Annotated in this window: 12 protein-coding genes; all 12 read left to right on the top strand. The window is 38.4% G+C overall.

The window, feature by feature from the left end; genetic code table 11:
* Window positions 1–20 precede the first annotated feature (20 nt).
* The 12 genes from E2636_RS13505 to atpE all read left to right on the top strand — a co-directional run bounded on the left by E2636_RS13505 (window position 21) and on the right by atpE (window position 12,104).
* A complete protein-coding gene (locus E2636_RS13505) occupies window positions 21–512 on the top strand; it encodes a manganese efflux pump (RefSeq protein WP_134210664.1) in 492 nt (163 codons plus the stop codon).
* Window positions 513–521: 9 nt separating this feature from the next.
* A complete protein-coding gene (locus E2636_RS13500) occupies window positions 522–962 on the top strand; it encodes a low molecular weight protein arginine phosphatase (RefSeq protein ID WP_134210663.1) in 441 nt (146 codons plus the stop codon).
* A gap of 364 nt (window positions 963–1,326) precedes the next feature.
* Complete coding sequence (gene rpiB, locus E2636_RS13495) at window positions 1,327–1,767, top strand: ribose 5-phosphate isomerase B (protein WP_017381982.1); 441 nt, start codon at window positions 1,327–1,329, stop codon at window positions 1,765–1,767.
* A gap of 14 nt (window positions 1,768–1,781) precedes the next feature.
* On the top strand, window positions 1,782–2,333 hold the full coding sequence (locus E2636_RS13490) for a TIGR01440 family protein (RefSeq protein ID WP_134210662.1): 552 nt from the start codon (window positions 1,782–1,784) through the stop codon (window positions 2,331–2,333).
* A 21-nt stretch (window positions 2,334–2,354) separates the two neighbouring features.
* Window positions 2,355–3,590: a serine hydroxymethyltransferase gene (gene glyA / locus E2636_RS13485; protein WP_134210661.1), complete on the top strand. Its 1,236-nt coding sequence runs from the start codon at window positions 2,355–2,357 to the stop codon at window positions 3,588–3,590.
* Between the two features lie 113 nt (window positions 3,591–3,703).
* The gene (locus E2636_RS13480) at window positions 3,704–5,893 is read left to right on the top strand and encodes a bifunctional diguanylate cyclase/phosphodiesterase (RefSeq protein ID WP_134210660.1); all 2,190 of its coding nucleotides are present in this window, start codon (window positions 3,704–3,706) and stop codon (window positions 5,891–5,893) included.
* A gap of 692 nt (window positions 5,894–6,585) precedes the next feature.
* The gene (locus E2636_RS13475) at window positions 6,586–7,548 is read left to right on the top strand and encodes a nuclease-related domain-containing protein (protein WP_134210659.1); all 963 of its coding nucleotides are present in this window, start codon (window positions 6,586–6,588) and stop codon (window positions 7,546–7,548) included.
* A 704-nt stretch (window positions 7,549–8,252) separates the two neighbouring features.
* Window positions 8,253–8,882: a uracil phosphoribosyltransferase gene (gene upp, locus E2636_RS13470; protein WP_017382147.1), complete on the top strand. Its 630-nt coding sequence runs from the start codon at window positions 8,253–8,255 to the stop codon at window positions 8,880–8,882.
* Window positions 8,883–8,903: 21 nt separating this feature from the next.
* Complete coding sequence (gene wecB / locus E2636_RS13465) at window positions 8,904–10,019, top strand: non-hydrolyzing UDP-N-acetylglucosamine 2-epimerase (RefSeq protein WP_134210658.1); 1,116 nt, start codon at window positions 8,904–8,906, stop codon at window positions 10,017–10,019.
* Window positions 10,020–10,694: 675 nt separating this feature from the next.
* Complete coding sequence (locus E2636_RS13455) at window positions 10,695–11,066, top strand: ATP synthase subunit I (RefSeq protein WP_134210657.1); 372 nt, start codon at window positions 10,695–10,697, stop codon at window positions 11,064–11,066.
* Between the two features lie 29 nt (window positions 11,067–11,095).
* On the top strand, window positions 11,096–11,812 hold the full coding sequence (gene atpB / locus E2636_RS13450) for a F0F1 ATP synthase subunit A (protein ID WP_134210656.1): 717 nt from the start codon (window positions 11,096–11,098) through the stop codon (window positions 11,810–11,812).
* Window positions 11,813–11,879: 67 nt separating this feature from the next.
* The gene (atpE, locus tag E2636_RS13445; protein ID WP_017382143.1) at window positions 11,880–12,104 is read left to right on the top strand and encodes a F0F1 ATP synthase subunit C; all 225 of its coding nucleotides are present in this window, start codon (window positions 11,880–11,882) and stop codon (window positions 12,102–12,104) included.
* Window positions 12,105–12,127 lie beyond the last annotated feature (23 nt).

Below are 12,127 nucleotides of genomic sequence, written 5' to 3'. Positions count from 1 at the left end.
GTAGAGGGGAGATTTTTTCATTGTCTACAGAACTTTTTGCAGGGCTACTTACCGCCCTCGATGTAGTTGCTCTGTATAGTGTCTTGCCCAAAATTCGTTTTCCACTTTTCCTCGCCATTTGGACAGCATTTTTACATATGGTTTTCCCTCTGTTAGGCTTTCTCGCTGGAGAATGGGTGACATCATTCATGGTAGAGGGTGGTCGTCTTCTTTCAAGCATCCTATTATTTTTAACAGGTGTTCATTTATGTTTAAATCAACACAATCCTAAGTCCTCATTTATTCCACCAGTGTTACTTGCGGTTGTTGTAAGTCTAGATACCTTTTCAGTTAGCTTATCTTTTGGTATGCTACATTTACAAAAGGGTTATTTCTTATTAAGTGCTGGCTTTTTCGCGTTAGTGTTTTCCTACATTGCGCTTAAAAGTGAAATGATCAAAGGGCCCATTCTAACACGAATATCTGGAGTATGTCTCATGGTCATGGGATTGCTCACATTGCTTAACAAATGAGGGAATGACATGAACATCTATTTTATTTGTACTGGTAATACATGCCGAAGTCCAATGGCGGAAGCACTATTTAAGTCTCACAAAAAGGAAGATATGCACGTTCGTTCGGCAGGCATTTACGCCATGGACGGTGGTGACATTTCTGAAAATGCGAAGCACGTCATCCGTGATTTAGGCATTGATTACAAGCACCTTTCACGCCAAGTAAGTAACGAAGATGTGCGCTGGGCAGATATAATTTTAACCATGACTTCTGCACATAAGCAGCTTGTTATGCAATCCTATCCTGCGGTGGCAAACAAAATTTTCACCTTTAAAGAATATGTACGACCTTATGGTGCACTTGATGTGTCTGATCCTTTTGGCGGAGACGTTTATATGTACCGTCAAACGTTTCAAGAACTTTCTATATTAACCACTGATTTATTTGTTAAATTTAACGATGAATAACTACCATGCAGCCTGCGTTCAAACTGGGCTGTTTTTTTTGTGTTTTTTGTAACGATTTCCGCGAGAGTGGGGAATGTTGATGAGAGCCACAATTTGAGGAGAAGTTGTGGCTACGTCTGCCACCGATTATTATTTCATTAAAGTAAGTGTCACTACTAACTTTAAAAAAAGGTTTGAAATAGAGTAAGCACTAAGAGACCAAAATTGACTCTTTATATAAAAGAACAAATATATTCTCTCGTAGCCCAATCCAGCAGCACTATTATTCTTTAGTCAGAAAGATTTACCAAAATGTCACTTTGCGCTTTTCCTATGAAAAATGGTAAGATAAAAGCGAATATAAATAGAAAAGAGGGACTAACACATGAACATCGCGATTTCTTCCGATCATGGCGGTAATGTTTTACGCAAAGAGATTACCTCTTTACTTGACGAACTAGGTCACACGTTTCAAGATTTTGGTCCACCAACAAATGATTCCGTCGATTATCCAGATTATGCACAACCAGTTTCAGAAGGCGTAGCTGCTGGAAACTTTGACCGCGGCATATTAATTTGTGGAACGGGAATTGGCATGTCAATTGCTGCAAACAAAGTAAAAGGCATTCGTTGCGCATTGGTGCATGATGTATTTAGTGCGAAAGCAACAAGAGGTCATAATGACTCGAATGTAATAGCAATGGGCGAACGTGTAATTGGCGGTGGCTTAGCACGGGAAATCGTGAAAACATGGTTAGAAGGTGAGTTCGAAGGCGGTCGTCACGAACGACGTATCTTTAAACTTACTGAACTCGAAAACAAATAGAGGAGTTTGGTCATATGGATGCACATACACTGTGGCGGTCTCAAATCGAAGAATTGTTGGGTGACTTTGCAACTCAAGTCACATTTACATCAGGTCAACTACTAGTCATTGGTTGTTCAACTTCTGAAATTGTAGGCAAACGAATTGGGTCTGCAGGTGGTCTTGAAGTAGCGGAAAGCTTATTTGCGCCACTGCTAGCATTTGCCGAAAAATATGACATCCATTTAGCCTTTCAAGGGTGCGAACACATTAACCGGGCAATTACAATGGAAAGACAAACGGCGAAAGCCTTCAATCTAGAACCTGTATCCGTTATTCCTGTTCAAAAAGCTGGAGGTTCCATGTCTGCTTATGCCTTTATGCAATTTGCTGATCCGGTTGTGGTCGAACATGTACAAGCCCATGGTGGCATTGATATTGGACAAACACTCATCGGCATGCACATAAAACCTGTCGCAGTGCCGATTCGAACTTCTGTTAAACAAATTGGTGAAGCAATTGTTACACTCGCTACTACTCGTCCGAAACTTATTGGCGGAGAGCGAGCAGTATATAAAAATAAATAGACTTAAAGGGGATATGGACACATGAAGATTATTGCTGAGCAAGACAAAGCTGTTTTTGAAGCCATGAACGCGGAGAAAACACGTCAACAAGGGAATATTGAATTAATTGCCTCTGAAAACTTTGTATCAGAAGCAGTAATGGAAGCTCAAGGGTCTGTATTAACGAATAAGTACGCAGAAGGTTACCCTGGAAAACGTTATTACGGTGGCTGTGAGCACGTCGATACGGTAGAAAATATTGCACGTGACCGCTTGAAAGAAATTTTCGGTGCAGAACATGCAAACGTACAACCACATTCAGGTTCACAAGCTAATATGGCGGTTTACATGACGGTACTTAAAGAAGGCGATACAGTTCTTGGTATGAATTTATCTCATGGTGGGCACTTAACTCATGGTTCATCCGTTAACTTTAGTGGAATTTTATACAACTTTGTTGAATATGGTGTTGACGAAGTGACAGAAACGATTGATTACTCAGAAGTTCGTGAAAAAGCCTTGGAACATAAACCGAAAATGATTGTTGCGGGAGCTAGTGCTTATTCTCGTACACTTGATTTTGCTAAATTCCGTGAAATTGCGGACGAAGTAGGTGCTTACTTGATGGTTGATATGGCACACATTGCTGGTTTAGTTGCAGCTGGAGAACATCCAAACCCAGTTCCACACGCTCATTTTGTTACGTCAACGACACATAAAACACTTCGTGGTCCACGTGGTGGATTAATTTTAACAACTGAAGAATTTGCTAAGAAAATTGATAAAACAATTTTCCCAGGAATTCAAGGTGGTCCATTAATGCACGTCATCGCTTCTAAAGCTGTAGCATTCGGTGAAGCACAACAACCAGAATTTAAAGCGTATATTCAACAAGTCGTCAAAAATGCAAAAGCTTTAGCGAACTATTTGATTGATGAAGGTATTGACATTGTTTCTGGTGGTACTGATAACCACTTACTACTTATTAACTTAGGTTCATTAAACTTAACAGGTAAAGTGGCGGAAAAAGTATTGGACGAAGTAGGGATTACCGTAAATAAAAATACCATTCCTTTCGAACAACTAAGCCCATTTGTTACTTCAGGTATTCGTATCGGAACACCTGCCGTGACGTCACGTGGATTTAAGGAACCAGAAATGAAAGAAATTGCGTCTATCATGGCTAAATTATTGAAAAATCATGAAGACGAAGCGATTCACAAAGAAGCTGCGGAACGCGTAGCAGCATTAACTTCAAAGTTCCCATTGTATAACTAATATAATATTGTGAAAAATTAGTAATTTAGCTATATTTGAGCAATCAAATATAGCTTTTTTTGTTGATTTCCTCTAACATAGTAGTATGTCGATTTGTAAAAGGGGTGCCGATATTGGAAACGAAATTTCCAAGAGAATTAAGCAAAGATTTATTATTTGATGGGTTATGTCGTTTAGGCGACCAATATCAAACGAGTTTTGTCGTGTGCAATCCACAGTATAAAAATAACCAACTGGTCTATGTAAATGATAAATTCTCGCAATTATCAGGGTACTCTCGAGAAGAATCACTCGGAAAAGATTGCCGTTTCCTACAAGGCATCGATACGAACGAGTTCGCAAGTAACGATATAAAACAGCAACTTGCAAAAGGAACTCCCATACATACAGAACTATTAAACTATCAAAAAGATGGAACGCCATTTTGGAATGAATTAGTTATCCAACCAATACGTGATGAACAAGGAACGCTGTTGTATTACATAGGTCTTCAAATAGATGTTACCCGCCGTAAACAAACAGAAGCACTATTTGATGTTCAACAAGAAATTTATCAAGGTATCGAAAAAGGATATGCATTAAACGTATTACTTCAAAAAGTATGTGATGTGGCTGAAAGTTTTTTTCAACAACAGACGAAATGCTCGATTCAATTGCTAAATAATGACCGTTTACTAATAACAGCGGCTAAATCGTTACCAGAAAGCTATAACCAAGTCATTCATGGTATGAAAATCGGCAGAAACAAAGGGTCATGTGGCACATCAGCTTATCTAAAAAAACCAGTAATCGTTAAAGATATAGAAACGGACCCACTTTGGATTGATTATAAACAAACTGCACTTGCTCACGGATTGCGTGCTTGTTGGTCTATTCCAATCTTGACACAGGAAAATAAAGTAGTAGGAACTATTGCAACATATTTTACAAAACCCAGTAAGCCACGTGAAGTAGATATAGAGTTCATGCAACGGTTAGCTCCACTCATTTCACTTGCCGTGAAGTATTTGGATCATCAAGAAGAAGTGTTGCAGCTCGCTTATATGGATGCCGATACAGGTATTCCTAATCGTCATTATTTTATCAATGAATTAAAAGATCTATTAGCAGAAGATGAACCAGGGTTCGTCGCGATGATTGAGTCATCTGAGTTTGCACATATCGGTGATGTTTATGGTCGAGCAGCTGGAGATGATTTAATTAAACAAATGTCTAATCGCATGCAACGAATTTGCAAACTAGGTGATGTCATTGCGCGTTTCGCTAGTCCTACATTAGTAATTGCAAGTTTAATTCCATCGTCTGAAATTGAACGTTACACGAACGACATGATGAATATTGTCAACGATCCTTTTCTACTTGGAGAAGATGAAGTATTTGTCACGATGAAAATTGGTGTAACACCTTTTCATGGTAAATCAATCGATAGTGAAGAACTAATTCGCTTTGCAGATACGGCCATTTCTGACGCGAAAAAAAGAGCTGGCAATGCGTTATCATTTTTCACAGTTGATCAAGAAGAAGAGACTAAGCGGAAATTGTCGATTGCCAATCATTTGTCACATGCTCTACAAAAAAATGAATTTGATGTTCATGTCCAACCGAAAGTAGATTTGCAAAGCGGTAAGATCTTTTCATTTGAAGCACTGGCAAGATGGTCTTCACCTGAACTTGGACAAGTACCACCAGACGTCTTCATTCAAGCCGCTGAAAACTCTGGGAAAATTAGGACGCTAGATCAAATCACTTTAGTTAAAGTATTAGAATGGCTTCAAAAACGCAAGAAACTGGGCAAACAATTATTACCGGTTGCAATAAATATCTCAACTGATCACTTTTTCCATCCATATTTTGTCGCAGATTTACGTAAAGCCGTAAAAGATTACGACATTGAAGCAAAATATTTACGCATAGAAATTACCGAAAGTATTGGCATGGTAGACTTTGAACTAGCTAAGACTATTTTCGAACAATTGAAATTAGCTGGTTTTGAAAGCTCTATCGATGATTTTGGCATGGGCTTTTCATCTCTCAGTTACTTGCAACAATTACCAGTAAGTGAAATTAAAATTGATCGAAGCTTTATCTCAAATATTGATAGCGGTGGTACACTTGCGATTGTTCGAACCATAGTCCAACTCGCCACTAATTTAAATATGGAATCTATCGCAGAAGGTATAGAAACAGCTGATCAACTAAGTATCCTAAGTGCCATTGGATGCAAACGTGGTCAAGGCTTCTACTTCTACAAACCAATGCCTTTTGACGAAATGGATAAAATTCTAGATAAGCAAGAACAATAAACGTTTGTATCTTCATTGTTAAAACCAGCGAAGCGAAAACCAAACCAATTAGCCCCCTACACACTACGTGTTACGGGGTATTTTTGTGGGAGAAATTGGGCGAATGGGATTAAACAGGAGTTGAACAGAATTAAACGAATTTTGAACGGGAATAAAGTGATCGTGAACAGGATTAAACAACGTGCGAACGGGATTAAATCAAAATGAACAGGATTAAAATTGCAGATGTCACTTCCTAACGAAGTTTACTCTGCTCTAACACGAGCGAAGCGAAAACAAAACCAATTAGCCCCCTACACACTACGTGTTACGGGGGATTTTTGTGGGAGAAATTGGGCGAATGGGATTAAACAGGAGTTGAACAGGATTAAACGAATTTTGAACGGGAATAAAGTGATCGTGAACAGGATTAAACAACGTGCGAACGGGATTAAATCAAAATGAACAGGATTAAAATTGCAGATGCACTTTCAAACGAAGTTTATTCTGCTCTAACAGCAGCAAAGCGAAAAAAACCAATTAGCAAAACTTCCAAAACCCCAAATTTTAAAAATCCCTGATTATTTTATAGTAAAAATGAATTTTCCCTCTAATAAGCATAGTCAAAATTCAAGTTTGCCTATCTTAGATGTAAAAAAAAGTGTCTTGTAATAAAATTTAAGTTAAGAAACTGTTATGAGAGGAGATAAATAATGATAATGAAATATCGTTCGGATTCTTTGAAACTATTGGGAGTGGAGGCAGCTATTCGGCGGCTAACTCCTTTGCATCCCCAATATACTTTTTTAGACGGGTTGCAAAGGCAAATCGTATCCGGTATAAAAGGAGAGGAATTATTAAATAAACTTTTTGAACGAGTAAAATTTAGATTTGATTACTATGTTTTACACGATCTACATCTTTACTCTTCAGCTTGGTTTCAGATTGATTCTTTAATAATCACGCCATATTATGTAATTATTTTAGAAATGAAAAATATCGGCGGTCACATTAAAATTCGTAAAAATCATCCTCAGCTAGAAAGAACGTTAACTTCTGGTCAAATTGATTATTATAAAAATCCAATAGGACAAGTAATTGAGATAACCGACTTGTTGCAGGATTTTTTTGATATGAGAAATATCGATATACCTATCAATCGGGTAATTATTTTTAAAGATGCAAATCGTTCCCTTCAGTTTGATGAAACAGAAATTCCAATTATGGGATTACAGGAATTGCCGCATTATATACGTACACGTCCTAGAACAGAAGTGAAATTAAATCCTGAACAGGTAAATACACTATTAAATACTATTCTAATGGCCCATCAGGAATACAATCCCTTTCCAATAACAACTAATTATTTTATAGAACCTAAAGATATTATTACTGGCGTCAATTGTAAATTCTGCTCTGAATTTACTGTAAATAAGTTATATCGGGAGTGGAGATGTCAAAAATGTGGTGAGACCACAAAAATAGGGCATCTAAATGCATTTAACGATTTTGCTATGTTGATTGATAGGAAAATAAACAATAAAGAATGCAGACGTTTTCTTCATATTGAAACCTGTAAACAGGCATCTGTAATTCTAGAGAAATTAAATGTTGATTCATCAGGTTCTAAGAAAAAACGGGAGTATATGCTAAATTACATGAATGATAATAAATAGATATCTATTCTATCTAATAACTTTAATAAATTGAAAGGAAAGTTATAACTCTGTTTTCTAACAGCAGCGAAGCGAAAACCAAAACCAATTAGCCCCCTACACACTGCGTGTTACGGGGTATTTTTGTGGGAGAAATTGGGCGAATGGGATTAAATAGGAGTTGAAAAGGAATAAACGGAGTATGAACAGGATTAAAGTGATCGTGAACAGGAATAAACAACGTGCGAACGGGATTAAATCAAAATGAACAGGAATAAAATTGCCGCTGTCACTTCCTAACGAAGTTTACTCTGCTCTAACAGCAGCGAAGCGAAAACCAAACCAATTAGCCCCCTACACACTACGTGTTTCAGGTTATTTTTGTGGGAGAAATTGGGCGAATGGGATTAAATGGGAGTTGAACAGGAATAAACAAATTTTGAACGGGAATAAAGTGATCGTGAAAAGAAATAAACAACGTGCGAACGGGATTAAATCAAGATGAACAGGATTAAAATCGCAGATGCCATTTTTAAACGAAGTTTACTCTGCCCAAACAGCAGCGCAGCAAAAAACAAAACCAATTAAATCAAGAAGGAACCTTTACCACCACAAAATAGTCTAATAAACGAAACTTTCTTAAAAGTGTAAATAACAATCGAGTAGAACGTTATCGTTTTTTTCTGCTATAATAGATGAAGTTTGAACGTAGAGGAGATGACATAATGGGAAAAGTATACGTATTTGACCATCCATTAATCCAACATAAATTAACCTATATTCGTGATAAGAGAACGGGTACAAAAGAGTTTCGTGAATTGGTGGACGAAGTAGCTACATTGATGGCCTTCGAAATTACACGTGATCTTCCACTAGATGACGTAGAAGTTGAAACACCTGTAACGACAGCGAAAGCGAAAGTCTTATCAGGAAAAAAACTTGGCATCGTGCCTATTCTACGTGCTGGTATTGGCATGGTAGACGGTATCTTGAAATTAATGCCTGCTGCTAAAGTTGGTCATATCGGATTGTACCGTGATCCAGAAACCTTACAACCTATTGAATATTATGTGAAGCTCCCGGCGGATGTTGAAGAGCGTGATTTTATATTGGTAGACCCGATGCTAGCAACAGGTGGATCGGCAATTGCAGCAATTAATTCACTTAAATCTCGTGGAGCGAAAAACATTAAGTTTATGTGTTTAATAGCTGCTCCAGAAGGTGTAGAAGTTATTAAACAACTACATCCTGATGTTGACATTTATATTGCAGCACTTGATGAAAAATTGGATGACCACGGCTATATCGTGCCTGGACTTGGCGATGCTGGTGACCGTTTGTTTGGAACAAAATAAGTGTTAGGATGTGCTTAGCTGATGACTAAAAAATTTAAAGTCATGACGATTTTTGGAACTCGACCAGAAGCAATAAAAATGGCACCACTTGTTTTAGAACTTCAGAAACATACAGATGAAATCGAATCCATCGTCACAGTAACTGCGCAACATCGTCAAATGCTTGACCAAGTATTAGACACATTTGGCATTACGCCAGACTTCGATTTGAACATTATGAAAGACCGCCAAACATTAATCGACGTAACAACGCGTGGACTTGAAGGTTTGGATGCAGTCATGAAAGAAGCGAAGCCTGATATCGTATTAGTACATGGCGATACGACAACGACTTTTATTGCTAGCTTAGCGGCATTTTATAATCAAATCGCGGTTGGTCACGTGGAAGCGGGACTTCGTACGTTTAACAAGTATTCACCGTACCCAGAAGAAATGAACCGACAATTAACAGGTGTGATGGCTGATATTCATTTCTCACCAACGGAAGTATCGGCTGCTAACCTTCGCCGTGAAAACAAACCGGAAGATTCAATCGTCGTTACTGGCAACACGGCCATTGACGCATTGAAAACAACGGTCCGTGAAGAGTATACGCATCCGGTGTTGGAACAAATCGGTACAGACCGCATGATTTTATTAACTGCTCACCGACGAGAAAACTTAGGAGATCCAATGCGCAACATGTTCCGTGCAATTAAGCGATTAATTGAAGAACATGATGATGTACAAGTTGTGTATCCAGTTCATATGAATCCAGTTGTTAGAGAAATAGCGAATGAAGTACTGGGTAACGACCCACGCATTCACTTAATAGAACCTCTAGACGTACTAGATTTCCATAACTTTGCATCACGTTCCTTCATTATATTGACGGATTCAGGGGGCGTTCAGGAAGAAGCACCTTCTTTAGGTAAGCCAGTCCTTGTATTACGCGATACAACAGAACGTCCTGAAGGAATTGCAGCAGGTACATTGAAGTTAGCGGGTACTGATGAGGAAACAATTTATGGCTTAGCAAAAGAGTTGCTAACGAATGAAGCAACTTATGCATCCATGTCACAAGCTTCAAATCCTTATGGTGACGGACAAGCATCAAGACGCATCGTCGAAGCATTAAAAATCTATTTAACTAAATAGAAAATTAGGGCTGCCTCGGCAGCCTTTTTGTTTTTTAAAGCGCGGTTAAAGGGAATAAAGCAATCGTGAACAGGGATAAACACCTAGAAAATGGGGTCAAATCCAAATAAACGAGTATAAAACAATCGATCTCCACTCCTGAACATCCCTTAAATCTCGACAAAGTATATTACGATAATATAATAATATATTGAATAAATGTAGTCTAAATTACCTGAATTTCATAACAACTGAGCCCGCTGTTCATGAATTTGTCTACAATATGTCAAGTGTGAAGACATTGTGAAGTTAATCTAGGGAATCAATTGACATCATTTTAGCCCTATTGTATGCTTATCAAGGATATAATTCAGAAGGTTCTCATCAGTAACGACGCTTTGAAAGCCTGTCATATCTACTTTCTATTAGATTCGCGGTTTTTGCGTATTTTGTAAAAACTTAGGGGTTATCATGCGTATAACAAGAGGTTCTTTATAAGTAATAGCCTTATAGTCGGCTATTGTCTCACAACTTGTTGGTTCTATTTTACTCGACGTGTTCACAACTATGTGGCTACACGCGAAATAGACACCACCCCGTTATTTTTTAGTGCTGTGTCTGTTCATTGGACTAGATACTGGTGTGACAGTCATGATTCTGTCCTTTCGAAAATACGGTTCAGGAGATACATAACCTATGCAAGATTTACAGCAAGTTTACGCAAGGCAAAAGAAACTCGTATTTTTTTTGCTCGCATTCTGTGCACTCGGATGGGGTTTTACACCTGTCCAATCGGTGTTTGCTGGCTTAGCAATAGGCTCCCTATTCGGGTTGTATAATTTTTGGCTCCTCGTACGGAGATTGGAAAAATTCGACCGCTCCTTAAGTGAAGGGAAGAAAGTAGCGTCGCTTGGCACTGCACTTAGGTTCGCCTCGGGTATTGCGGCTGTCGCGATTGCCATATCCATCCCCGAACATATTCACTTAGCTAGCACGGTCATCGGGTTGATGATTCCGTATGTTTACTTACTTGTAGACAGAATTGTATACCATGTGAAACACCATTAAACGAATTGTGAAAGAGAGGTGAATGAATCGTGCATCATGACAATCCAACCGTTGTATGGCTTGGGCTGACGTTCAATCTATCTAACGTTTTGATGCTATCGGTTACCGCACTAATTGTTTTCTTAATTGCTGTTATCTCAACACGTAAATTAAGTGTGAAACCAACCGGTATGCAAAACTTTATGGAGTGGGTAATGGACTTCGTAAAGGGTATTATCAAAAGCAACATGGACTGGAAAACGGGTGGTAGATTCCATGTACTTGGAATTACACTAATTATGTTTATATTTGTCGCAAACATGTTAGGTCTTCCATTTTCAGTCATAATTAAAGGCGAACTTTGGTGGAAATCGCCAACAGCTGACCCACTTGTTGCTATGACACTTGCTTCAATGGTCGTTATTTTAACTCATTTCTATGCGATTCAAATGAAAGGCGTGAAAGAATACGGAAAAGACTTTTTACGTCCACTACCGTTCTTAGCACCTTTAAAAATTATTGAAGAGTTCGCAAATACGTTGACACTTGGTCTTCGTCTTTACGGGAATATCTACGCAGGAGAAATCCTTCTGGGCTTACTAGCTGGTTTAGGTTTAGGCTCTGCAGGTATTTTAGGATTTATGGGCGTACTCGTACCAACACTTGCTTGGCAAAGTTTCTCGATCTTTATAGGAGCAATCCAAGCGTTTATCTTCGTTATGTTAACGATGGTCTATATGGCACACAAAGTGAGCCGCGATCATTAATATAATGTTCATTTATTTGAGCAAATAACAAAAAAAAAATGTATATTCCAAGGAGGAAATTATTATTATGGTAGGTTCAGTTGGTCTTTTAGCAGCAGCGATAGCAATTGGTTTAGGTGCACTTGGTGCAGGTATTGGTAACGGAATGATCGTTTCAAAAACAGTAGAAGGTATCGCTCGTCAACCAGAAGCTCGTGGCGTTCTTCAAACAACAATGTTCATCGGTGTTGCATTAGTTGAGGCACTTCCAATCATTGCAGCAGTTATCGCGTTTATCGTATTAAACCGTTAATCTAAAATTTTTGAAATGGCGAA

The sequence above is a fragment of the Paenisporosarcina antarctica genome (assembly GCF_004367585.1).
GTDB lineage: Bacteria > Bacillota > Bacilli > Bacillales_A > Planococcaceae > Paenisporosarcina > Paenisporosarcina antarctica.
Note: the sequence above shows the minus strand (reverse complement) of the source record. Positions and strands in the feature narration are given on the sequence as shown.

Coding starts and splice junctions, on each gene's coding strand:
- glyA (WP_134210661.1), top strand. CDS start 2,355: ATGAAGATTATTGCTGAGCAAGACAAAGCTGTTTTTGAAGCCATGAAC.
- rpiB (WP_017381982.1), top strand. CDS start 1,327: ATGAACATCGCGATTTCTTCCGATCATGGCGGTAATGTTTTACGCAAA.
- atpE (WP_017382143.1), top strand. CDS start 11,880: ATGGTAGGTTCAGTTGGTCTTTTAGCAGCAGCGATAGCAATTGGTTTA.
- E2636_RS13475 (WP_134210659.1), top strand. CDS start 6,586: ATGATAATGAAATATCGTTCGGATTCTTTGAAACTATTGGGAGTGGAG.
- E2636_RS13490 (WP_134210662.1), top strand. CDS start 1,782: ATGGATGCACATACACTGTGGCGGTCTCAAATCGAAGAATTGTTGGGT.
- E2636_RS13455 (WP_134210657.1), top strand. CDS start 10,695: ATGCAAGATTTACAGCAAGTTTACGCAAGGCAAAAGAAACTCGTATTT.
- wecB (WP_134210658.1), top strand. CDS start 8,904: ATGACTAAAAAATTTAAAGTCATGACGATTTTTGGAACTCGACCAGAA.
- E2636_RS13500 (WP_134210663.1), top strand. CDS start 522: ATGAACATCTATTTTATTTGTACTGGTAATACATGCCGAAGTCCAATG.
- upp (WP_017382147.1), top strand. CDS start 8,253: ATGGGAAAAGTATACGTATTTGACCATCCATTAATCCAACATAAATTA.